Source organism: Bradyrhizobium ingae (genome assembly GCF_055791185.1).
In genome coordinates this window covers 493484-516517 of record NZ_JBVUBB010000002.1, presented here as the reverse complement: position 1 = coordinate 516517, position 23034 = coordinate 493484, and the positions used below count along the sequence as shown (strand labels likewise).

At 60.6% G+C, this 23034-nt stretch carries 17 protein-coding genes; 16 read left to right on the top strand and 1 reads right to left on the bottom strand.

Translation table 11 applies throughout. The annotated features are described in order from the left end of the window. Positions 1-135 precede the first annotated feature (135 nt). Positions 136-774, top strand: a complete 639-nt coding sequence (locus ACV1FX_RS04985; RefSeq protein ID WP_473116432.1) for a hypothetical protein — start codon at positions 136-138, stop codon at positions 772-774. A 26-nt stretch (positions 775-800) separates the two neighbouring features. On the opposite strand, the gene ACV1FX_RS04980 is transcribed toward ACV1FX_RS04985, so the two are convergent. Further along, positions 801-3770, bottom strand: coding sequence for a CHAT domain-containing tetratricopeptide repeat protein (locus tag ACV1FX_RS04980; protein ID WP_473116431.1), 2970 nt, complete (start codon positions 3768-3770; stop codon positions 801-803). Positions 3771-4096: 326 nt separating this feature from the next. Here ACV1FX_RS04980 and ACV1FX_RS04975 point away from each other — a divergent pair, with 326 nt between their 5' ends. From ACV1FX_RS04975 to trbG, 15 genes are all read left to right on the top strand, one after another. Beyond that, positions 4097-4489 carry a hypothetical protein gene (locus ACV1FX_RS04975; RefSeq protein ID WP_473116430.1) on the top strand — a complete coding sequence of 131 codons (393 nt, stop codon included), beginning with the start codon at positions 4097-4099 and terminating at the stop codon, positions 4487-4489. Positions 4490-4495: 6 nt separating this feature from the next. Continuing rightward, positions 4496-7207, top strand: coding sequence for a caspase family protein (locus ACV1FX_RS04970; protein ID WP_473116429.1), 2712 nt, complete (start codon positions 4496-4498; stop codon positions 7205-7207). Between the two features lie 617 nt (positions 7208-7824). Further along, a complete protein-coding gene (gene rlxS, locus ACV1FX_RS04965) occupies positions 7825-9795 on the top strand; it encodes a relaxase/mobilization nuclease RlxS (protein ID WP_473116428.1) in 1971 nt (656 codons plus the stop codon). A 286-nt stretch (positions 9796-10081) separates the two neighbouring features. After that, positions 10082-10564 carry an SgcJ/EcaC family oxidoreductase gene (locus ACV1FX_RS04960; RefSeq protein ID WP_473116427.1) on the top strand — a complete coding sequence of 161 codons (483 nt, stop codon included), beginning with the start codon at positions 10082-10084 and terminating at the stop codon, positions 10562-10564. 226 nt (positions 10565-10790) lie between these two features. Further along, the gene (locus ACV1FX_RS04955; protein WP_473116426.1) at positions 10791-11939 is read left to right on the top strand and encodes a nucleotidyltransferase family protein; all 1149 of its coding nucleotides are present in this window, start codon (positions 10791-10793) and stop codon (positions 11937-11939) included. Positions 11940-12553: 614 nt separating this feature from the next. After that, positions 12554-14581, top strand: a complete 2028-nt coding sequence (locus ACV1FX_RS04950) for a conjugal transfer protein TraG (RefSeq protein WP_473116425.1) — start codon at positions 12554-12556, stop codon at positions 14579-14581. A gap of 13 nt (positions 14582-14594) precedes the next feature. Then, a complete protein-coding gene (locus ACV1FX_RS04945; protein WP_473116424.1) occupies positions 14595-15146 on the top strand; it encodes a CopG family transcriptional regulator in 552 nt (183 codons plus the stop codon). Then, on the top strand, positions 15139-16122 hold the full coding sequence (trbB, locus tag ACV1FX_RS04940) for a P-type conjugative transfer ATPase TrbB (protein ID WP_473116423.1): 984 nt from the start codon (positions 15139-15141) through the stop codon (positions 16120-16122). The genes ACV1FX_RS04945 and trbB overlap by 8 nt, the downstream gene beginning before the upstream one ends. An 18-nt stretch (positions 16123-16140) precedes the next feature. Continuing rightward, positions 16141-16509, top strand: coding sequence for a TrbC/VirB2 family type IV secretion system protein (locus ACV1FX_RS04935; protein ID WP_473116422.1), 369 nt, complete (start codon positions 16141-16143; stop codon positions 16507-16509). Continuing rightward, on the top strand, positions 16509-16766 hold the full coding sequence (locus ACV1FX_RS04930) for a VirB3 family type IV secretion system protein (protein WP_473116450.1): 258 nt from the start codon (positions 16509-16511) through the stop codon (positions 16764-16766). Before ACV1FX_RS04935 ends, ACV1FX_RS04930 begins: the two co-directional genes overlap by 1 nt. Next, positions 16760-19339: a conjugal transfer protein TrbE gene (gene trbE, locus ACV1FX_RS04925; protein WP_473116421.1), complete on the top strand. Its 2580-nt coding sequence runs from the start codon at positions 16760-16762 to the stop codon at positions 19337-19339. The genes ACV1FX_RS04930 and trbE overlap by 7 nt, the downstream gene beginning before the upstream one ends. Before the next feature lie 28 nt (positions 19340-19367). Beyond that, complete coding sequence (gene trbJ / locus ACV1FX_RS04920) at positions 19368-20120, top strand: P-type conjugative transfer protein TrbJ (RefSeq protein WP_473116420.1); 753 nt, start codon at positions 19368-19370, stop codon at positions 20118-20120. A 12-nt stretch (positions 20121-20132) separates the two neighbouring features. Then, complete coding sequence (gene trbL / locus ACV1FX_RS04915) at positions 20133-21296, top strand: P-type conjugative transfer protein TrbL (protein ID WP_473116419.1); 1164 nt, start codon at positions 20133-20135, stop codon at positions 21294-21296. Positions 21297-21299: 3 nt separating this feature from the next. After that, positions 21300-22004: a conjugal transfer protein TrbF gene (gene trbF / locus ACV1FX_RS04910; protein ID WP_473116418.1), complete on the top strand. Its 705-nt coding sequence runs from the start codon at positions 21300-21302 to the stop codon at positions 22002-22004. Continuing rightward, entirely contained in the window at positions 22001-23026 is a 1026-nt protein-coding gene (gene trbG, locus ACV1FX_RS04905; RefSeq protein ID WP_473116417.1) for a P-type conjugative transfer protein TrbG, read from the top strand. The genes trbF and trbG overlap by 4 nt, the downstream gene beginning before the upstream one ends. Positions 23027-23034 lie beyond the last annotated feature (8 nt).

Here is a 23034-nt window from a genome sequence, read left to right as displayed (position 1 = left end):
TTTCAACAACGAAGCTCGCAAATTGCTGGACTGAGCTTGAGACATTGCATTGGTCTCGAAGGCGGCGCGGTCTGCGCACAGCCCGCGCCGAAATTTCCACCTTGGATGGTAAAGAACAATGGGCGGTGAGAAAGCATGGAACAGAAGGGCTCGGAAGTTCATCTCAAGACAGAGGCCGCAGGTACTCTCCGAATATCGCTGACCGACGGCGAAGTCTTCGGTCTTGAATCGATTCTCGAGAAAGTTACCGATGGCGAGGCGATACGGCTCGCGGTCGCCGTCAACGCTGCCGGAGAAGCACTCGAGAAAGAGGAAAATTACTCTGCCGCTACTAAGGTATATCTTGTCGCCTTCGAGTTAGGGCTAAAGTCGAAACAGCACCTCAATGCCATCGCTTTCCTGATCAATGCGGGCCTGTCGCAAAAGCGCGCCAAACAATTTGATGATGCGCTCGGGGTATATGAACAGGCCATCGCCGCATTGAGCAAGCCGCAAACGTCCCCGGTGCTCGAAGGCCAACGAATTTCGCTGCTGACCAATGCGGTTTTCAACGTCGCGCTGCTTCACCTCGAGCGGTCGGAACCGGTCCAGGCGGAGCGAGCGGCTCAATGGTGCTTCGATTTGGTGCAACATCTCGATGATGCCAAGTCGAAAGCGCTACGCAAGCAGTGCGAGATCGTGCTCCAAGACGTCAAGAATATGAGAAAAGCTCCTCTGCCAAAGGCCGGCTTGACGATAGGCATAAAGGATCCTGGCGGCAAGCAAGGCACCTAGCCATCCGAGGTGTCTTGGAGCTTAGATTAGATATCATTACCGTAAAAGACAAAAGCTCCCCAGAAATATGGATTAGAGGTCTGTTCGCGCGCCTTGGCGCGCGCCGTCCGCAATGCCGTAACTGGTGAAGAGTGCGTGGAGAGGGAGCGATAGAATTCCTCCATCAGGGTTGCGGTCGCTCGATCGGGAACGCTCCAGAGACTGACGATGAGACCCTTGGCTCCGGCAACGATAAAGGACCGCCGGAGTCCTAATGTGCCTTCGCTCGGATGGATTTCGCCGAGGCCGGTGACACAGGCCGAGAGCACAACAAGCTCTGTACCCGCCAGATTCATGCCGGTCACGTCCTGTGCCGTTAGGAGTCCATCCCCCGCAGCCGTTGGCGGAGCCGACCCTGCAAACTTGCAATTGGCGGAAGCGAGTGCCAACCCGGAGCGAAGAAGAGGATTGCCGGCAGCCGCGGACGTCGTCAAATGTGCAACAAGCTTCCGAAGGTCGAATTGCTCAGCGGTAACCGGCACTTCATGCGCAGCGTCCTTACGGAAGAAGCCATGGGTGGCAAAATGCAGGATTCTCGGCGAAGAAACTGATAGCACGGAATTTTTGAGAGCTTCATCGCCCAACCAGGGCTTTACGCTCAAGAGATCGGCAACGCTTGCGCCTTCCATCCGTGTGCCGGGAAGGCGTCCAAAACGCTCAGCATTCGGATCCGGCTTGTTAGCGGTCCCCGACTCGGCAAGGTCGAAGTTTGGATCGGCAACGACGACGGGAGCGCCTGGTGTTGGGCGCAGCTCACCAAATCGTAGGACATCGCGTCCACTCGCAAGGTAGGTGATGTCAACAAGATCGATCATCAGGCGCTTCTTGTCGAACGGAAGTACCTCGAGGGGGAGCATGTTCAGCTCGCCGTCGGGGCTTATGAATAGGCGCTGACCGTTCCCCACAAACGTCCGCAAGGGGTCGACCAGTATGCGAGAAAGTGCGTGCCCCTCGTTGCGGAACGTTGGTCGACGGTATCGCGCGAACCACGAGCGAGCGCTACCTACGATTAAACCACGAAGACGCCTGATGCGCTCGTCGATATCCAGCGCTGAGCCGATTCTCACGAGTCGCAAACTGTCGGGCTCTCCTGATTTCAGAACGAAGGCGTAATACTCTTCCTCTGGAAGTCTCAACTCCTGAAAATCAATAGCTCTCAGTTTGACGAATTCGACGAGAATGGAATTCGACGGAAGCGCTGACGATATGCTTTTGATGTCGAGCTTCGCTAGTCGATTGGCGAGCTGAACCTGAAGCGTGGTGAGTTCGTCTTGCCGTTCGGGATTGCCTGGCGGGGCAATATCATGGGGTTCCCAAGAATCGGCATAGTCGCTCGCATCAACCAACGAGTCGACGTCTGCGGAAACGGGTGCTTGTCTGACCATGATGGCGTCACGCTGCATGGCCATCACTTCGGCAGATATTGCTTTGCGGCTGAGGAGGTGAAGAAATGCTATCCGAACTTCCCTCGGCGAGGCCGAAAAATGGCGGACCACGATCGCCAAGACTTGGGCGAGATTGACCGAAAGTTGCGCTAGAAATCCGGCTCGATCGCGGTCGGAAAGAACCGCGGTCGCGGCTTCCAGGACATGGTTCTCGATGTTCACAGCGCGTTCCATCAGCGCGAGTCCAGCTTGCGGGTCGCCGGAGGCTACGCGGGAAAAAGCGAGGTTTCCGAGCATAGTTGCGAGAACGCGGCTGCGCGGACCCAGCACCGTCTCCTGAAATGCGATCGCCTTCTCCATAACGCCGGCCGCAGAGTTCCATTCTTGCGCAGAGCAATGCACGAGAGCTCGCGCTTGATAGGCGTAACCCAAGTCGAGCCCGGGCCGTGAACGACCTTCCTCAATCGCAACAGCCTCATCCAATGCAGCGGCAGCCTCGTGAGCGCGTCCCATAGCACAATAGGTAAGCCCCAGATTGATAAGGGTTGCCCCAAGCAAGGGGTGCTTGTCGCCTAGAAGATGACGCCTCACTTTGGCGGCCCGACTTAGCAGGTTTTCGGACGCTTCGAGGTTGCCGGTTTCTCTATAAAGATTTCCGAGGTTTGTCGCGACGAATGAAAACGATAGGTTGTTCACGCCGTCGCTTTGAGAGAGGATATCCGCCGCTGTGACGTAGAGCCGTTCGGCGGTCGGAAAGTCCGCCAGCGCTTCATTGAGTGCGCCAAGGTTGAATATGGCGATACCGCAAGCGGTCGAACTCGGGGAGTGCTCCTGATAGAGTTCTATTGCTTGTTGAGTGAGCCGCAGAGCCTCTGCTACATCGCCGGTCTTTGTTTTGAGCAGGCCATAGTGCGACAAAACCCGCGCGCGTGTGAGCGGGAAAACCGGTTCGGACATAACAATCTCATAGGCCTCAGCCTCAACCTCCTCTGCTTCTGCGAAACGAGTCGTTCGCCGGAAAACCTCACCCAGATCACTTAGTGCGTCTGCTAGCTCGGATCTGCTCGCCTGGGACTTGCGAAAGATCGCAATCGCCGAGCGAAAACTGTCTACCGCTTCGTCAAACTGGGCGTTGTGAGCCAGGGTCTGGCCGAAGCCGACCAGAGTGTCGGGATCAAGCTGACTGGCGGGAGGTTGCGCATCGATATCGGCGCCTAGCAGCCTGTTAAGTTCTACGCCGAAGGCTGGGTCGCCAGCCGTTGCGCACGCCTCGCCGAGCTCGCGGATGCGGTGGGCGAATGTCGGGTTCGACGGACCGATCGTCGCATAGGCGATCTCGACCGACTCTCGGGCGAGCGACTTGGCTTCTTCTAAGTTACCCTGAGCGAACCTAACGAGCGCCAATTCGGCGAGTGTTCGGCCCACAGAAGGATGCGGCGTCGGGAGCTCCTGCCTTTGACGCTCCAAGAGGTCCGTGAGCAATCGTCCTGCCGCTTCATGATCGCCGGTGGCAACGAGGACCGTCGCCTTCTCGTGTACTTCCGCGTCCGAGATGTCTTTGTCGGGATCCATGACAAATCCCCAATGTTAAGTCGAACGCTTCTACACGAGGCGTTCACGGGGTGACTGAAGGTTACAAACCCCGAGCTGGGTGTGCTTGCCGGATATCGTGCGTCCCGAAACACAATCGCCCGTCAGGCCGACCAAACGCAGGAAAATGTCAAGGCCAATGATCAATTGAAGAGCAGTCGCTCTGTTTGCTCAACTCTCGCACGGCCGCGGTACGAGGTCGACTTCAGTTGCGTTGTGATTCAACTAAAAGTGATGGATAAGGTTTACTGTGCGTGACGCGAGTGATAAGCTTTGGTGAATGGATCTCTAGTACGGAAGGGGCTGTCGTGAACATCTCGGATTCGGCTAGCATTGTCCTTTGCGGAATGCTCGGGGGCGCGCTCATCGAGATAACCCACTGGTACGGCCTTCGTACAAATCGAAACTTTCCTGCCTACGTTCGCAGTTTCGGCTATTGGTTCTTGGCTCTGATTATGGTGGTACTCGGAGGGATCATGGCCTTGCTCTTTCTTGGGGCGACCGGTGCTCCTAAAGACGCGATAGCCCTTGGGCTAGCCACTCCAGCTGTGTTGCAGCGATTGGCTGCCGCGGGATTAACGCTGGTCGGCGGGGGCGGCGGCGATGATGCCGTGCGCGGGAAAGGTCAGGCTCAACTACCCGAAACCCGCGACCGGGGATCGGTTGCCGGACCTGGTCTCAAGGACTTTTTTGTAGGCTGAACGCGTGTGGAGAGCCCGGATCAACGGATCTCCTTTGCCGCGTTATGTGTAGGGGTCTCGAGATATGCGGCGGGTACCCTACGCGACGGGGAACGGCAGCTAGATCGGGCGGCAGCAGACGCCTTCGCGATTGCGGAATGGTTTAGAGAAGCGTTTGGCGCGGCGGGTGTCGTCGAATGTCTGACAGACGAAGCTGCAACGCGAGAGAATATTCTCGACAGCGTCCGACAGCTCTCGCGGTCTACCGTGAGCCTGTTCATCTTTTACTTTTCAGGCCACGGCCGTGCGCGGGAAGGCGGCGACGGCTTGATCGTGTATGGTGCCTCACCTGAGACCGCGCGCCTCTCGCCCGAGGCCGTCAGAGCAATTCTTGAAATTCCCAAAGCGGGCCGAACCATTGCGGTTGTGGATGCCTGTCATTCCGCTCACGTTATGCAGGAATGCGGCTTCTTTGCACAAACAGGAACCGACGAAGCGAGAATTTTCCTGGCCGCCTCTGATGCCATCGCATTGGAATCTCAGGCTGTAGAACACAGCATCTTCACCGCTGCATTCTTGGATGCGATCTCTCGCCTAAAGGGGCGGCAATCGGGGTTGGTGGACGTTGAGGCCGAGCTCTTCCCGATCCTGTCCTTTCAGACCGCAGCGGGTTCAGCACTCCTCCGGCAGCCTGAGCAAGCTGTTGTGAAGGGTGGCGTGGTGAAGCAACCGGTCTTGCTGCCACAACGACCGGTGTCGCCGCGACGCCTCGCGCGGCAGCTTGCTTCACGGGCAATATTGGAAGGGGTGCTCCGTGCGGCCGCCATGGCTGCCCTCGTCGCTATAGTCGCAGTCGGAGTCGCATTTACAACGACTTATCATATTGCGTTGAACGGAAATGGTCGGGTCGAGCTACGTCTAGGCCCGAAGGCGCTTTCCTTTATCACCTTGGGCCATCCCATCGTCCGGGCAGAGACGAGCTTCGAATTCTCGAGGGTGAGGGAGGAGCCGGCGGCGCGAGAAGCTGTCACGGGTGGAAATGAATGGGGCATCTGGGGCGCGGGCGGCAATAAACATGTTCTAGCCTGGGCCGCGCGATTCAGCGACGCGGGATCTGGTCTGCTTCGGCCCTACGATGCAAGGTCGTGGGCGATAAAGTTAGGAGGTGAGACAACCCTCGACGATCCATTGTCGCTGCACGTAATGGCCCAGGTCCTCGATCCCACGCGGACTATCCCGGAGATCGTTCTTCGCCGAGAATTTGAAAGATCATTTCCGCAGCCCGCAAAGTGTGCAGGGGGCGTGCCGGGAGATCTGGGGGAGGCGGCTCGTCGTATAGACGACAAGCCCATCTTTGAACGTCCTCTTGTGAGCACGCGGCTTCTTGCAAGAGCCGCGCGCGTATCGGACCGGCTGCCCTCCGACCTTCTTCAAAAGGTTGCCGAGCGATTGGCTCCATACGAATTCTCGTCGAGATGGGGCTCATCCCAAACCCCCGAGGCCTTAATCGCATTGTCTGACGCCATCCGGGCCCGCCGCTTAGCGGCCAACGGACGCGTCGTAGCAAACGAGGAAAGCGAACAGATCGCATCGATCTCGAACTGGCTCGATTACGCATGCGCTCCCTGGGCCGCTGTCATTCTGGCCGTGATGGACGCGTCGCGCGACAAGCCAGTCGATATCGCAAATGAGACTGGCTGGTCACCTGACCTTCTCAATCGAGTGAAAGTAACCGACATTGATGGTCTGATCCTTACGCTTCGTCTGATGGAATTTGCCGCATTGTCGAGGTCGGGGCGTCTATCTACAGATCATCATCCAGGGATTGCCGACGCAAAGCAGGTGTTGGCCGGATCAATGATCTGGGTTTCCGACGAAACACGGAATACGTATGAACGGCTGTTCCTGAGCCGCTTCCTACCCGCAATTTCCGGCTTCGAGACTAACGCGCTCTTGGCCGGCTACCTCAAGCAATCACAGTCTGCTTCTGGTCCGCTGCATTCGGCGCATGAGCTGTTGGCTCTCGTTGTCCGTATGCTTCAGGAGGGATTAGACGATGAAAAGAGCAAACTCGCCGAAGGATTTCTTGAACATGCCAAGGCTCCGCTGTTGGCCGCAGGTAGCGGCGATGAACAGCGACTTTATGGCAAGCTGACGATACCACGCGATGTCGCGAGCCAAATGCTGGTGCCAAAATGGGCGCGGTCGGCAGTATTGTTTCGTCCCTACTCAACCAACTTTGACGATGTAGATGTCGATGCGACTATTCTCGCCGACGTATCACGTCAGCACGAAATTGGCTCACCCGCGTGGAATTTTCTCTTTCGGTACGTGTTTGAAAATCTCCAGCGGCAACGTTCCGTCGGAGCCCTGCAGTCGGACAACGACCCCGGAAAATTGGATCAGGTGCTCTCTGTCCAGGAAGGGCTGACCCTTGCTGAGACAGGTAAAGATATGCCGAAAAGTTCTCACGCGGTGGTGGCTGCGTTGCGTATGCATTTGTTCCCAAAAGGTTTGGAAGCTGAAGATCCGGCGACACTGTTTTCTGGAGCAGCGAACAATTTCGCACAGCGCGCCGTCTGGGCCGAAATATGGGGAGAGTGGGTCTCAAGATTGCAGTCCGGGCGTGCCGAACAGGAAAGGACGAGACTACGGATCGCCTGGGCACAATCGGGCGATCCGGTAGTAAGAGAGGCGCTGGCGGACGCATTGTGGCGCTCGGTTGAGCCGAGAATATAGCGCTGCAAGCCTGACGGGCTCGATCCATTTGTCTCGGATGCAGGTCGCTCGCACCGCAAATCCTGATCCGAAAGACCACGCTCGTCGGCCGTTCAAATGAGACATTTGTGAGGGTAATTATCAAAGAAGTGCAGATACGGGCGATGCCTTCGGCCCGCGCTCTATTCGTCGCTTCGCTCCTCACCGAGCCACCCTACGGGTGTCTCGGCCCTTCGGGTAACGATCGCTATCGCTCTCAAACAGCGGGGGCTGCGCAAGTCAACTGGGGCTCTTTCGTAATGAACCGGCCGCCAGCCGATGTGTTCGGGCAGTCGCTATTGGATGATCCACCGCAATGACCCGAACTGCATTTTGTCGCAGATCGCCGCGAGCACCGAGAGTCTGCCTTGGAAGTTGCGCAAGACGTGGGAGAGCAAGACACGGGAGAGCAAGATAAAAGCACCGGCGCTATGGGGCGCCTAAGCCATTGTCTGCACATCCCAGTTTTGTCGATACCGAAGGCCGCGTTGTCGCCAACTATGCCTCAAGGCGCTGCTATTACTCTTCGAATGCGTCTGCGCTTGGCGTCCGCCTGTCCGATCCACATATCCGCGGTCTCTTCGAGGGGAGCCCGCATCATGCACGGCGTCGATGACGATGAGTTCGATGTAAAGCTTGGCCGGATTGGCAACCGCAAAGCCAGGAAGGGATCCGGCTATCTTCAACGTGTGCGGCAGGCGGCCGACAAGGCCGGTGTCAGCGTGTCTCGCGCTTCGAGCTTTTCGGGCGGTCGGATTGGCCGCGGTCACGCGCAAGGGACAGTGCTCGCCGGACAGCGACGAAGCCAAGGCCAGCGTCGCGTCGTGATCAAGGCCCGCATCGTTCGGATTAAGCCGGGTGATCCGGGCGCCATTCGGGCGCACCTGCGATACGTTCAGCGCGACGGCGTCACGCGCGATGGCGAGCCGGGCAAGCTATACGATGCTGGAAGCGACCGCGCCGACGGCTCAGCCTTCACAGAACGAAGTTCAGGGGACCGTCACCAGTTCCGGTTTATCGTCGCGCCGGAGGACAGTGCGGAACTGTCCGACTTAAAGCCCTTCATCCGCGATCTGATGCGGCAGATGGAGAGCGACTTGGGCACCAGGCTCGAGTGGGTTGCTGCAGATCATTTCAACACGGGCCATCCACATAGCCACGTTGTCGTGCGCGGAAAGGATGACAAAGGACAGGACCTTGTGATCGCTCGCGACTATATCTCTCACGGCTTGCGGGCGAGAGCTGGGGATCTGATCACCCGCGAGTTGGGCCCGGAGACAGAAATCGAGGCCGCGCGCAAGCTTCAGCAGGAGATCACAGCCGAGCGGTTCACTCGCGTTGATCGGGCCATCCTTCGCGATGCGCCGAATGGCGCTCTTGAGCTCAGTGCGCAACTGGGAGGGGATTCCGTCTGGCGCACTGCCAGAATGGGACGGCTGCGAACGCTCGAGCGGATGGGACTGGCGGAGGAGGTGAATGCCGGCCAATGGCGAATTGATGTCGGGCTCGAGGTGACGCTGAGGCGCATGGGCGAGCGCGGCGACATCATCAAGACCATGCATCGGGAGCTTGCCGCCGCCGGTTTGTCCAGAGCCGCCGGCGGCTACACGATCTTCGATCCGGGCGAGGGCGGCAAGCGCCTGGTGGGACGCATCGTCGGCGAGGGATTTTCGGATGAGCTGAGAGAACGGCGCTACATCGTGCTCGATGGTGTCGACGGGCGGACGCACTACGCTGAGATCGGCAGTCTGGCCGGGCGCGACGAGCCGCTCGTCCGCAACACCCTAGTCGAGGTCGGGGCTCGTCCTCTAGAGGTGCGCGAGACAGATCGAACCATCGCGAAGATCGCTGCCGCCCATCATGGGCGGTACAGTGACGACCTTCATCGCAGGTTCGATCCTCAAGCCTCGGGAGAATATGTCGCGTCGCATCTGCGGCGCCTGGAAGCGATGCGGCAGGAGGGAATGGCGAGCCGGTTGCCCGATGGCAGTTGGGCAGTTGGGGAAGACTACCTTGATCGGGCGCTGGAGTACGAGAACCGGCAGCGCTCCCGCAATCCGGTGCGGGTCGCGGTGCTGTCATGGCAAAGGCTCGAAGATCTTCCCCAAGCTGTTGGCGCGACCTGGCTTGATCGTCAGCTTGTCGCCAAGACGTCCCTGGTGCTTGGGCCGAGTGGAATGGGCGCCGAGGTCGAGTCGGCATTGCGAGCGAGACGACAATGGCTAATCGAGCAGGGGCTTGCGCGCGAACAGGGGGGACAGGTGCGTTTTGCTCGGGACCTGGTGCGGACGCTCGAGGCTCGTGAGCTGAGGCAGGCGGCTGCAGAGATCTCTGCTCGAACAGGGCTTGAACATCGCGACGTCAGAACCGGCGATAGCCTCACGGGTGTTTATCGTCGGACGCTTACGCTCAACAGCGGCCGGTTTGCGCTGATCGAGCGGTCTCACGACTTCGCGTTGGTGCCTTGGCGGCCCGTGCTGGAGAGGGCTCGGGGACAATTGGTCACCGGCAGCGTGGGCGGCGAGGGCATATCGTGGTCGATCGGAATCAAACGTGGTGTCGGCCGGTAGTCCGCCGCAGTGCATAAACTTTATGCAAGCGTCGTCCTTGCGAACGGGAACCCGAGTTCCAATATGTAAGGCGCGGGACGGGCCCCTCTGGCGACTGAATGGTCGCGATGTCGGACCGCATCGAGTTAGCTCGATGCTGCGGGTCCGGCGATTTCTTTTCTCCCCTCGCTGTCGAGCAAACTTCCGCCGTGAGACGGAAGCTGCGTGTCGATCGATTCCGGATGGCTTCGATATCGTCCCGCTTCTTTCGTCTCTGGCTAACATTGACAGACGAATGGAGATATCGATGAAGTTGACTATCCTCGCCGCCGTGCTCATCCCCGCGCTCTCGATCGCGGGATCTGCGGCTGCGAAGACGCCCGCAAGCTGTCACGCCACGTCGGCAGCGCAGATTGAGCGCGAGTTTGCTGCGTTCAATGCGGCTTGGGCTACGAAGGATCCAGACAAGGTCGCGGCGCTGTTCACGCGTGATGCCGTGCTGCTCGCAACGGTGTCGAACCAGCCGCGCACCAGTCCGGAAGGGGTGCGGGATTACTTCGTCTCATTCCTGAAGAAGAGCCCGTCTGCGCGGATCGACACCAGCACGATCAAGCTCGACTGCAATACTGCGTCTCGGACGGGTACCTGGACCGTTACGCCGAAGGACGATTCCGGGGCCGCCCAGGAGGTCAAGGCTCGCTACAGCTTCATCTACCGCTTCGACGGCGGGGAATGGAAGATCGACCACCTGCACTCGTCGATGATGCCGGAGAAGGTCGCGGCCAAGTAATTGGCGTTGGTTGGGCGGCGGTGTTCGCCGCCCAACCTTCCGCCTTGTGTGGCGTGCGAGTCAGCTGAGTCTCTCCGCGAGGTTCCTCGTGAGAAACTCTCTATTGTCCATATAAATATATGAAATTGTTGAGTGTTATACTATTTTTGCGATTTTAGTATAGCGACCTTGCTTGGGATCCGGCAGTTATACTATTCTTGCGAAAATAGTATAACGAGGGCCTGTCATGGCGCCGAACCAAGGTCTCGATATCAGCTACCAGACGCTCTACTCCGAGCTGGTCCAGCGCAGTCTCGACGAGAGCTTTACCTCCGAGTTCTCCTCGAACGGCCGGTTCGTGGCCGTCGAGGTCAAGGGCAAAAAGTATTGGTACTTCGACACGCCCAAGCCCGAAGGCGGCAGCCAGGACCGCCGCTATGTCGGTCCCCTCGACGATCCCGAGATCACAAAAAGGGTCGAGGCGTTCAAGGATCTGAAGGCCGACCTGAAAGGACGTCGCCGTCTGGTTTCCACATTGACCCGTGAGGCCTATCTGCCGCGCCCCTTGCCGACGACCGGCCAGGTCGTGGAAGCGCTCGCGAAGGCTGGCTTCTTTCGCATGAGGGGAGTGCTGGTCGGGACCGTCGCCTACCAATGCTACTCCGCCGTGCTCGGCAGACGGCTCGATGCAGTCGCCATGCAGACCGGCGATGCCGACTTCGCGCAATTCCACGAAATCTCTGTGGCCATCAAGGATTCGATGCCTCCCATCCTCGAGGTGCTTCGACAGGTCGACCAGACCTTTCGCGAGGTGCCGAGCCAGGCCGACGGCAGGGTCTCCACCCAGTTCGTATCGAGGGACAACTTCAAGGTGGAGTTTCTCACGCCCAACCAGTGGTCCGACGACCAGGCCGGCAAGCCTGTCCCCATGCCGGCACTCGGCGGCGCGGCAGCACTGCCGCTTCGCTTCCTTGACTACCTGATCCACCAGCCCATCCGTGCGGTGCTGCTGCATGGCGCCGGCGTGCCGGTTCTCATTCCTTCGCCAGAAAGATACGCCATCCACAAGCTCATCGTCGGATCCCGCCGGAAGGAGGATCGCGACGCGACGGCAAAGAGCTCGAAGGACCGGCTCCAGGCCAAATCCATCATCGAGGCAATGATCGCGAACAGGCAGCATGCTGACCTGGCTTCTGCGTTTACCGAAGCGTGGAACCGCGGCGATCAATGGAAAGCCGCGATCCGCACCAGCATTGCGACCTACGACGACGACTTCCGGAACTCGCTCCGAACCGAACTCGCAAAGGGCGTAAGCGAGCTCGGCTCCGATCCCGCCGAATACGATCTCGCGAATAAGCCCTCCGACAAGGAAAGCTCCAACCCCGGCCCGGAATGAATTGCGGTTGAAAGACCGCAGGTCCGGTCCTGGAGCTGCCGGCGGCTTGACTTGGCCAGCAGCAGCAGCGGCGGTGAGTTCCATGCGCATGATGGACCTCAGATCGCAGCGGTGCTGCAGCCGAAGATGACGCCGACGACGATGATGATGCCGACGTCGGCATGTCGATCACTGCGGCGGCAAGTCGCAACTGCGCCGCGCCATGACCAAGCATACGAACGACACGGCATGCATCGCGTTCCGGCAACGACCAGCGATCCCGTCGATTCAAATTAATCCACCTCTGAGTACAATGAGAGCAAGCTGGATCATACGGCGCCGCATCGCAGCGGCTTGCCTCGCAGCGACTCGCGCAGGGTATCTCCGGCATCGCACGGCAAATCAGCCCCGTCAGATTAGCGAGCCGACAACGAGATATTGTTTGCGCCAACAGCTCACGCGCAGTTGAAGCGTTCGATCATGTTGCGCCGACCTTGATCTTCAATCGCCTCGTCTGATCGACCTTGATCTCACTCGCGCTTGCTGCAAGCGCAGTTTTTTATTTCGATTGAAGGTCGTTCGCTTTCGCCGTTTTCATCTCGCCGTCCGCGTTCGCGGGCGAGTGGGGCGGCCAAATGTTTCCTGCAAAAATCTACGTCGGTCAGATCGCCGTCGTGCTCGGCATCGTCGTCGTGTCGACTTGGGGCGCGACGCAGTGGACCGCAGCAGCTCTCGGCTATCAGCAGCGGCTCGGTGAGCCCTGGTTCTTGATCGTCGGCTATCGCGTCTATCTACCCTGGCGGTTGTTCGAGTGGTGGTTCGCTTACGAGGCCTATGCGCCCGAGGTATTCGAGGAGGGCGGAGCCATCGCCGCCGCCGGCGGCATCGCGGGCGCGTTGTTTGCGATCGTCAATTCGGTGTGGCGCGCGCGTCAAAGCCAGATGGTGACGACTTACGGCTCGGCGCGGTGGGCGACGGCGAAGGAGATCAGTGCGGCCGGCTTGTTCGCGTCCAAAGGCGTTTTCTTAGGCCGTCTTGAGAACAACTATCTGCGCCACGATGGACCGGAGCACGTCATGTGCTTTGCTCCGACACGGTCGGGCAAGGGCGTTGGCCTCGTCTTGCCCACATTGCTGTCGTGGACGTCATCAGCGGTGGTGCACGACATCAAAGGCGAAAACTGGGAACTGACCTCTGGCTGGCGTTCGACGTTCTCGCATTGCTTGCTGTTCAATCCCACGGATTCAAAGAGCGCCCGCTACAATCCGCTGCTTGAGGTGCGCAAAGGAGCGGCCGAAGTCCGAGATGTCCAGAACATCGCCGACATCCTCGTCGACCCGGAAGGGGCGCTCGAACGCCGAACCCATTGGGAAAAGACCAGTCATTCGCTTCTGGTCGGCGTCATCCTTCACGTCCTGTATGCCGAAGAGAACAAGACGCTCACCCGCGTCACCGAGATCCTGGCCGACCCTGCGCAGTCCTTTGAGAAGACGCTCAGGATCATGCTGGCAACCAATCATCTTGGCACCCAGGCGGAGCCGAAAGTACACCCCGTCGTCGCCGCGACCGCACGAGAGCTTCTCAACAAATCCGAAAACGAACGCTCCGGAGTTCTATCGACAGCCGTGAGCTTTCTCGGACTTTATCGCGATCCCGTCGTCAGCCGCAATACGGAGAACTGCGACTGGCGCATCGCCGACCTCGTGAGTGCCGACAAGCCGGTCACGCTCTATCTCGTCGTTCCGCCGTCGGACATCAGCCGCACCAAACCGCTGATCAGATTGATCCTCAACCAGATCGGCCGCCGGCTGACCGAGACGCTGAATACCAAGGCAGGTGGCCCCCAGCACCGCCAGCTCCTGATGATGCTGGATGAGTTTCCTGCGCTCGGCCGGCTCGACTTCTTCGAAAGTGCGCTCGCGTTCATGGCCGGCTACGGCATCCGCGCCTACCTGATCGCGCAGTCGCTCAACCAGATCGCAAAGGCCTACGGCGAGAACAATGCGATCCTGGACAATTGCCATGTCCGTATTGCCTTTGCCGCCAATGACGAGCGTACCGCCAAGCGGATTTCGGACGCGTTAGGGACAGCGACCGAACTACGTGCGCAACGCAACTACGCGGGCCATCGGCTGGCTCCCTGGCTTGGCCATGTCATGGTCAGCCGTCAGGAGACCGCGCGGCCTTTGCTAACGCCAGGCGAAGTGATGCAGCTGCCGCCTGATCAGGCCATCGTGCTGGTTTCTGGCCTCGCACCGGTCCGGGCGATCAAGCTCCGGCACTATGAGGACGCAAACTTCGTCAACCGCCTGCGCAAGCCGCCAACCTTGGCAGGCGAGGAATATGCCGACCGGCCGCCGGCCCGCGCTGACGACTGGCGCGGCGAGGTGCGCACCACCGACCTTCGTCTCGCGACGCTGCCTTATCGCGAGCTCATGCAGGCTGGAGGCGAGGAGGGCAGCCTCAAGCAGCAACTGGCGTTGTTCGATGAAGCAGCACCTGTTGTGAGCGAGGCTCGCGCTTTCGAGGAGCGGCTGCTGGACGACGAGTCCGACGTCGCAGCCGACCGCAGCCAGATGCAGCAGGCCGCAAACGCTTCCAGCGCCGTACGCCGAGCCCACGCCGTTACCCGCGACGACGACGACCTTCTTCCCTCGTTCTGAAGAGCATTCCCCGATGAAACCGAAACTGTCGGCCTATGTCAGCGATAGCGTGGCGCAACGCCTCGAGCTCGCAGCCAAGCGTCCCGGAGCGAACAAGTCAGCCATTGTCGATGCGGCGCTGGATCGCTTCCTCAACCCTGAGCGGGACACGAGCGGCGATGCGGCGCTCATTCGAAGGCTGGACCGGATGAGCCGGCAAGTGGAGCGCGCCGACCGAGACCTCGGCGTCCTCGCGGAGACCATCGCGCTCTTCATCCGCTATTACCTGACCATCACCCCGCCGTTGCCGTCGCAGGATCAGGACGCAGCACGCGCGCTGGGACGCGAGCGTTTCGAGATGTTTGTCGCCCAGGTCGGCAAACGCGTCGCCTCCGGTGGCCGGCTTGTCGCTGACGTCATGGACCGTGTCAGCGCCTCGAAGCCCGATCTCTTCATGCGGAACCTCGAGGAGGGCGCCCCTTTGGGCGCCGCCCAATCAAGCGACACTGGATCCCGTGCGCCGAGCGCGACGGGTGAGCCGCCGGAGCATTCTCCGGCAGGGCGAGAGGAGATCGACAATGTCTGATCTCCTCTCGCCAGAAACCCGCGAGCGACGTCGAGGCATGCTGCGGACCGCAATGGGACCGGCCATCGCCGTGGCTCTCGAAGAGCCCGATGTCGTCGAAGTCATGGTCAATCCCGATGGAAGGCTTTGGCTCGATCGGCATGGAACGGGCCGGGCTGACACCGGCGTTGTTTTGACGCCGCAGGAGTCGGAGCGGATCATTCGGCTTGTCGCCAGCCATGTGCGGGCGGAAGCGAGCGGTTCATCTCCGATCGTCTCAGCGGAGCTCCCCGAAACCGGCGAACGCTTTGAAGGTGTCTTGCCGCCGGTCTCGCTCGCGCCGTGTTTTGCTATCCGCAAGCCGGCAACGACTACCTTCCGCCTGTCCGACTACGTCAAGGCGCAGATTGCGTCGCCATTGATGGCGAAGGCGCTGACGGCCGCCGTCACCGAGGCGCGCAGCATCCTGATCGCCGGCGGCACCGGCTCAGGCAAGACGACGCTTGCCAATGCGCTGCTTGCGGAGATCGCTGGCCTCGAAGAGCGGGTCGTCATCATCGAGGACACCCGTGAGCTGCGCTGCGATGCAAAGGATGCCGTGACGCTCCGGACCAAGCCGGGCGTGGCAAGCCTTGCCGATCTCGTCCGCTCCACGCTGCGCTTGCGGCCCGACCGCATCATCGTCGGCGAGGTCAGGGGCGCCGAAGCCCTCGACATGCTGAAGGCCTGGAATACGGGCCACCCCGGCGGAATTGCGACGGTCCATGCCAACTCGGCGCGAGCTGCGCTCTACCGGATCGAGCAACTGATTCAGGAGGCGGTCGCGACGGTGCCGCGCCGGCTCATCGCCGAGGCGATCGACCTTGTTGTCTTCATCAAGGGGCGAGGCCCGGCCCGGCGCATCGAGGCCGTCGCCGAGCTCAAGGGCCTCGACCCGTCAGGCGACTACCTGCTCGAGACTCCGCCCGGACTTCCAAACCTCTCCCACCGCCCATGACTTGAAGGAGACTGCAACATGTCCATTCGACTGAAACTAAACGTGCGCTCGCGCCTTCGCAGCTTCTGTTCGATTAGCGGCTTGCCTCTGGTCGAACTCGGCGCGGCCTCGGCCTGCATCCTCCTCAGCGTCACGGCCGCCCATGCCGCGGGTTCGGGCATGCCGTGGGAAGCGCCGCTCGAGCGCGTGCTGGAGTCCGTGCAGGGGCCCGTCGCCAAGATCGTTGCCGTAATCATCATCACGGTCACCGGCATTTCGCTTGCGTTCGGCGATACGTCCGGCGGCTTCCGCAAGATGGTCCAGGTCGTATTCGGCCTCTCCATCGCCTTTGCTGCGAGCTCCTTCTTCCTCTCGTTCTTCTCGTTCGGTGGCGGAGCACTGATTTGATGCGCCCCGAAGGTTTTGAACTCGCACTCCACCGCTCGTTGACCGAACCGATCCTGATCGGCGGCGCCCCTCGGGCCGCCGCCATCCTGATCGGGACCCTGTCGGCCGTGCTGGCGCTCGGCCTGCGCCTTTGGCTCGCAGGTCTCGTGCTCTGGGTCATCGGCCACAGCGCTGCCGTTTGGCTCGCCAAGCGCGACCCGGCTTTCGTCGAAGTCGCAATCCGCCACACCAAGCACAAGGGCCGGCTCGCATGCTGAACTTGAGAGAATTTCGCGGCAACGCTTATCGGCTGGCTGATTGGCTGCCATGGGCCTGCCTGGTCGCGCCGGGCGTCATCCTGAACAAGGACGGCAGCTTCCAACGGACGATACGTTACCGGGGACCGGACCTCGACAGCGCGACCGAGGCCGAGCTGATGAGCGTCGCATCGCGCGTCAACAACGTCCTCAAGCGCTTTGGCTCAGGCTGGGCTCTCTTCTTTGACGCGACGCGCATCCCCGCCTCGGAGTACCCGCGGTCGGAATTCCCTGATGCAGTATCTTGGTTGGTGGATGAAGAGCGTCGGGCCGCTTTCGAAGGCGCCTCCGGAGTGGCATGGGAAGATCCGTCGCGGCCCGGGGGGCAGCACTTCGAGAGTGTGCTGCATCTGACCCTGATGTACTTGCCGCCGGCCGAACGGATCTCGCGCCTCGAGGGCTTGTTTCTCGAGCGCCCAAAGGAGAGGGGACGCGCGCAGGAACAACGACAGCGCGTTCGGCGCGGCCAAGAGGTCGGCAGGGACGAAGATCCCGCTCGGCACGACATTCAAGAGGGCGAGGCTGATAGCCAACGAAGGTTTGACAGTGAGGAGCCCGGTTATCGCGATCATCTCCGAAGATTCATCCAGGAAACCGACCGGGCGATCGATCTGCTGTCTTCGGTCTTTCCGGAGATCTGGTCGCTCAACGATGCGGAGACATTGACTTATCTTCATAGCTGCGTCTCGACCAAGCGCCATCCGGTCAGCGTTCCCAAGATTCCGGCTTATCTCGATTGTTTCCTGAGCGATGAACCGTTGACCGGCGGATTATCGCCGGCGATCGGGCGTAGCCATCTTCGCGCGCTCACCGTCCTTGGGTTTCCGCACGTCACATTTCCGGGTTTGCTCGACGAATTGAACCGGCTTGGCGTTGCCTACCGCTGGGCCACCCGTTTCATTCCGCTGGACCGCACCCAGGCAAACGCGACGCTCTCGCGTTACCGGCGGCAGTGGTTTGCAAAGCGAAAGTCGCTCGCTGCGATCCTCAAGGAGGTCATGTTCAACGAGCAGGCCGCGCTGCTCGACACCGACGCCAGCAACAAGGCTCTCGACGCAGATGCGGCCCTCTCCGAGCTGGGCGACGATCTAGTTGCCTTCGGCTATATCACCACGACCGTCACCGTAACTGACGAGGACTCGCACCAAGTGGACGAGAAGATCCGCGCGGTCGAGCGGGTTATCAATAGCCGGGGTTTCACGGCGATCCGTGAAAGCGTCAATGCCGTGGAAGCCTGGCTTGGCGGGTTGCCGGGCCAAGCCTATGCCAACATCCGTCAGCCCATCGTTCACACGCTGAATCTGGCCCACATGTGCCCATTGTCGGCGGTGTGGGCAGGACCTGAGCGGTGCGAGCATCTTGCCGGACCACCGCTTCTCGTCGCCAAGACGAAGGGAGCGACACCTTTTCGACTATCGCTCCACGCCGGCGACGTCGGGCACACCATCATTGTCGGTCCAACGGGCGCGGGTAAGTCAGTCCTGCTTTCGATGCTCGCCCTTCAATTCCGTCGCTACCCAAACGCCCAATTGATCACGTTTGACAAGGGGCGATCGGCACGGGTCGCCACGCTGGCGTTGTCCGGATCCTGGTATGAGCTCGGCGCCAAGGGCGGTATCGCCTTTCAGCCGCTCAAGGATGTAGCCGAGGAGGGAGCGAGACTCTGGGCGCTGGACTGGCTCTGCGGCGTGCTCGCCCATGAGCGCGTGACCGTGACACCTGACGTCAAGGAGACGCTCTGGTCGGCGCTCAGGAGCCTCGGGTCTGCGCCCGTCTCGCAGCGGACGATGACCGGGCTCGTGGCGCTGCTTGCCCGCGATGGGCTGCGGCAGGCGCTGCAGCCTTACACACTCGAAGGACCCTACGGCCGTTTCCTGGACGCAGACGCCGACCGTCTTTCCGGCGCGGATGTGCTGACCTTCGAGATGGAAGAACTGATGGCTTTGCCGGGCCTGGTGGCGCCAGTTCTAACCTATCTCTTCCACACCCTTGAAGAGCGCTTTGACGGCCGGCCCACCTTGCTCGTGTTGGATGAAGCCTGGGTGTTTCTGGACGACCCGCTGTTCTCGAGCCGGATTCGCGAATGGCTGAAGACGCTGCGGAAGAAAAACGTATCTGTGATCTTTGCGACCCAGTCGCTGGCCGATATCGCAGACAGCCAGATCGCGCCGGCGATCATCGAATCCTGTCCCAGCCGCATCTTCCTCCCGAACCCCCGTGCGCTGGAGCCGACCCAGACCGAGACCTATCGCCGGTTCGGCTTGAACGACACGCAGGTGCGCCTGATCGCGGAAGCGTTTCCAAAGCGCGACTACTACCTGCAGTCCCGCGCCGGCAACCGGCTGTTCGAGCTTGGCCTCGGTCCAGTGGCGCTCGCGCTCGTCGCGGCGTCATCGCCTGAGGATCAACGGATCATCGATGCGATCCTGTCTCGCACCGGCGGTCACCACTTCGCCAAGCGCTATCTCACTGAGCGAGACCTGCACTGGGCGGCGAACCTGATCAGCACCTTTGAACAGGCCCAGAAGGCCTGACCCCATCCCAACGTTTAAGGAGCTATCCATGCTGAAGATTTTCGGCGCGCCTGTCGCGTGCCCATCTCTGAAGGTGACCGCAGTTGTAGCGCTTGCCCTCGTCGTTGCCCTGAACGGATCCCAACGGCTCGGAGCGCAAGTCGTCGTCTTCGATCCATCGAACTACGGCCAGAATCTGCTCACAGCCGCTCGCACGCTCGAGCAGATCAATAATCAGGTCAGGAGCCTGCAAAACCAGGCGCAGTCCCTGCTCAACCAGTCCAAGAACCTTACGAGCTTGCCCACAAGCGTGGTCGGTCAGCTTACATCGACGGTCAATCAGATGAACACCCTGATTGGTCAAGCGAAGAACATCTCTTTCGATGTTCAGAAGACCCAGCAGGATTTCGAGCGGCTCTATCCTCGTCAATATGCGGCAGCTGTTTTGTCCGACAAGATGGTGCAGGACGCGACGTCGCGGTGGGACAACAGCTACGACGGACTGAAGCAGTCGCTCACACTTCAGTCGGCCATCGTCGGCTCTCTGGATCAGGACGGCCAGACGCTCAGAACCCTAATGGCAAATTCGTCCGCCGCGGTCGGCTCGCTACAGGCCCAGCAGTCCGGTAACGAGCTGCTAGGCCTCCAGATCAAGCAGTCATTGCAGACCCAGGCACTCCTGGCGACTCAAGCGCGCGCGGACACATTGCGTGCTGCCGAACAGCAAGCGTCGTCGGCTGCCGCCAAGGAGCGGTTTACTCGCTTTATCGGCGATGGCCATGCCTACAGCAGCGGCAAGTAGGAGGGAAGGACCATGGCTGATCTCTCCGTTATCGACCGTTTTACCGAGACCTTCTCCCGCTACATCGACTCTGGATTTGGTCTCCTGTCCGGTGACGTCTCGTTCTTGAGTTCAACGTTGATCGGCATCGACCTGACGCTTGCCGGTCTTGCCTGGAGCATGCGCGCGGACGACCACATCATGGTCACGCTCGCCAAGAAGGTGCTCTACGTCGGCGCCTTCGCATTCATCATCGGCAATTTCAAGAGTCTGGCCGATATTGTCTTCGCATCGTTTTCCTCCATCGGTCTGAAGGCGTCCGGCGGGAGCTTAAGCGCCGCCGACCTGGCGCGTCCGGGTTTTGTAGCCTCCGCCGGCTTTACGGCTGCTCATCCGCTTCTCGAGGAGACCGGCCAGTTCTCGGGCTTTGATGTCCTGACCAACCTGCCCACGATCCTGATTCTGCTGTTTTGCTGGATCCTGATCGTGCTCGCCTTCTTCGTCCTTTCGGTGCAGCTCTTTGTCACGCTGATCGAATTCAAGCTGACGACACTCGCGAGCTTCATTCTGGTGCCGTTCGCCCTGTGGAGAAAGACCGCGTTCCTGGCGGAAAAGACCCTCGGAAACGTCGTCGCTTCGGGGGTGAAGGTGATGGTTCTTGCGATCATCATCGGCATCGGCTCCACCATCTTTGGACAGCTCGCAAGCACGTTGACGCGGCCGGTCGACATCGTCTCGGCCATGAGCTTGCTGTTGGCGGCGCTTTCGCTGTTTGGCCTCGGCATATTCGGCCCAGGAATCGCAGCGGGATTGGTCTCAGGTGCGCCTCAGCTTGGCGCCGGCGCGGCGGCAGGCACGATTGCGGGGGCTGCGGCAATCGCGATCGGCGGCGGAGCGGTAGCCGCTGGCGGGCTGCGCATTGCGGCAGGCGGCTCAGTGGCTGCGGTTCGCTCCGCAGCATCGCTCAGCGGAGCGTCCTCGGCTGCGGGCACGGCAGCCCGGGCCTCAACCGCGGATCAGCTCTCAAGTCCAAGTGCAGGTAGCGCATCAAGCGGAACGGCTGCTTCAGGTGCGGGGCGTGCCGCGGCTTCGTCAGGACGGGCGCACGCAAGAGAAGCGGCCCAGATGGCTGTCCACACACTGAAGGAGGGTGACAAAGGTGGGCATTCTTCGGGTCCGAAGCTGGGGGAGGAGTAAGATATGGCAGGTCATCCCTTTCAGCGCGTGTCTGTTCGCTATGGCGAGACGCCAGAGCCGGTCACGCCCTATCAGAAGGCAGCCCAAGTCTGGGACGAGCGGGTGGGATCTGCCCGCGTGCAGGCAAGCAACTGGCGCTTGGCGGCCCTGGCGGCGATCGGCCTCTCCGGCGTCCTCGGTTTGACGATCTTCACCCAGATCGCTCGCTCCGGCGTTGTGCCGTACGTTGTCGAAGTGGACCGGCTCGGCGAAGTGCGGGCAGTCGGGCCGGCACTCGAAGCCTACCAGCCGTCAGACGCGCAGATTGCGCACTTTCTCGCACGATTCATCGAGAACGTGCGCTCGTTGTCGATTGATCCGGTCATCGTTCGAGCGAATTGGTTGCGCGCCTACGATTTTGTAACGGACCGCGGCGCGCTGGCCTTGAACGATTACGCGCGAGAAGCGGACCCGTTCACGAAGATCGGCTCTAAAACGGTGACGGCTGAAGTCACGTCAGTGGTGCGTGCGTCGAGCGACAGCTTCGAGATCCGGTGGAAAGAGAACGCTTACGAGAACGGCACGATCGCAAAGACAGAGCGCTTCACCGGGCTCGTCACCACGGTTCTCAAGCCGCCCGCGGATGCCGAAACACTGCGAAAGAACCCTCTCGGCCTCTACGTCCATTCCGTCAACTGGTCGCGCGACCTCATCGGAGACGCCAAATGAATTCCAAAGTCCTCACCAAGTTCGCGTCGGCCAGCGTTCTTACCTTGTCGTTTGGGCTTGCCGGATGCGCCACCAAGCTCAACCTCGAAGCGCCCTATGACGAGATGGTTTTCGAGAAGGGGTTTCCAGAGGCCGATCCGCCGGGGCCGGTGCAAGTCGTCGAGACGCCGAAGGTCCTCCCGTTGCCCGGCCAGCTGAAACCGCTTCCGGCAAAGGGCACCAAGGAGGAAAAACTACCGCCGGAGCAGGCGATCGCCAAGGCGAACAAGGCGGCTAGGATGGAGCCGACGCGCGCCGGGTACATCAACGCCATTCAGGTCTATCCCTGGACTGAAGGCGCGCTTTACCGGCTCTATGCAAGCCCCGAGAAGGTCTCGACGATTGCACTTCAACCGGGCGAGGAACTGATCGACGTATCCACGGGCGATACGGTTCGCTGGGTGGTCGGGGACACCTTGAGCGGGCAGGGTGCCACCCGGCGTGTGCACATCCTGGTCAAGCCGACGTTGCCGGATATTCAGACCAACCTCGTGGTCCTGACCGATCGGCGAGCTTATCACCTCGAGCTCGTCTCGACGAAGCAGACCTACATGGCGTCCATCTCATGGACCTATCCGACCGACACGCTCGTCGCCCTCCACAAGCAGAATGTCGCAGCCCAAGAAAGCGAGGAGCGAACCGCCGATCGTGGCGTACGGCTCGATAGCTTGAATTTCCGCTATCGCATTGAGGGAGACGATCCGCCCTGGCATCCCGTGCGCGCTTTCGACGACGGCCGCAAGGTCTATATCCAGATGCCGTCCGGCCTGTCGCAAGGCGAGGCGCCGCCGCTTTTTGTTGCCGGAGCCGATGGCCGGCCGAACCTCGTCAATTACCGGGTCCGCGGATCCTATTACATCGTCGATCGGATGTTCGGCGCCGCCGAACTTCGTCTCGGCGAAAATCCGCAGCGCATCGTCAGGATCATCCGTATCGATGCGCGGCCCGTGTCGCAGACCTTCAGTGCCGGGGGCAACTCATGACGAGCTTG

What these genes read in the sequence shown, in the direction of transcription:
- trbJ (WP_473116420.1), top strand. Translation starts at nt 19,368, where the DNA reads ATGCTGAAGATTTTCGGCGCGCCTGTCGCGTGCCCATCTCTGAAGGTG.
- ACV1FX_RS04980 (WP_473116431.1), bottom strand. Translation starts at nt 3,770, where the DNA reads ATGGATCCCGACAAAGACATCTCGGACGCGGAAGTACACGAGAAGGCG.
- trbL (WP_473116419.1), top strand. Translation starts at nt 20,133, where the DNA reads ATGGCTGATCTCTCCGTTATCGACCGTTTTACCGAGACCTTCTCCCGC.
- ACV1FX_RS04945 (WP_473116424.1), top strand. Translation starts at nt 14,595, where the DNA reads ATGAAACCGAAACTGTCGGCCTATGTCAGCGATAGCGTGGCGCAACGC.
- ACV1FX_RS04960 (WP_473116427.1), top strand. Translation starts at nt 10,082, where the DNA reads ATGAAGTTGACTATCCTCGCCGCCGTGCTCATCCCCGCGCTCTCGATC.
- ACV1FX_RS04985 (WP_473116432.1), top strand. Translation starts at nt 136, where the DNA reads ATGGAACAGAAGGGCTCGGAAGTTCATCTCAAGACAGAGGCCGCAGGT.
- rlxS (WP_473116428.1), top strand. Translation starts at nt 7,825, where the DNA reads ATGCACGGCGTCGATGACGATGAGTTCGATGTAAAGCTTGGCCGGATT.
- trbF (WP_473116418.1), top strand. Translation starts at nt 21,300, where the DNA reads ATGGCAGGTCATCCCTTTCAGCGCGTGTCTGTTCGCTATGGCGAGACG.
- ACV1FX_RS04955 (WP_473116426.1), top strand. Translation starts at nt 10,791, where the DNA reads ATGGCGCCGAACCAAGGTCTCGATATCAGCTACCAGACGCTCTACTCC.
- ACV1FX_RS04930 (WP_473116450.1), top strand. Translation starts at nt 16,509, where the DNA reads ATGCGCCCCGAAGGTTTTGAACTCGCACTCCACCGCTCGTTGACCGAA.
- trbB (WP_473116423.1), top strand. Translation starts at nt 15,139, where the DNA reads ATGTCTGATCTCCTCTCGCCAGAAACCCGCGAGCGACGTCGAGGCATG.
- ACV1FX_RS04950 (WP_473116425.1), top strand. Translation starts at nt 12,554, where the DNA reads ATGTTTCCTGCAAAAATCTACGTCGGTCAGATCGCCGTCGTGCTCGGC.
- trbG (WP_473116417.1), top strand. Translation starts at nt 22,001, where the DNA reads ATGAATTCCAAAGTCCTCACCAAGTTCGCGTCGGCCAGCGTTCTTACC.
- ACV1FX_RS04935 (WP_473116422.1), top strand. Translation starts at nt 16,141, where the DNA reads ATGTCCATTCGACTGAAACTAAACGTGCGCTCGCGCCTTCGCAGCTTC.
- trbE (WP_473116421.1), top strand. Translation starts at nt 16,760, where the DNA reads ATGCTGAACTTGAGAGAATTTCGCGGCAACGCTTATCGGCTGGCTGAT.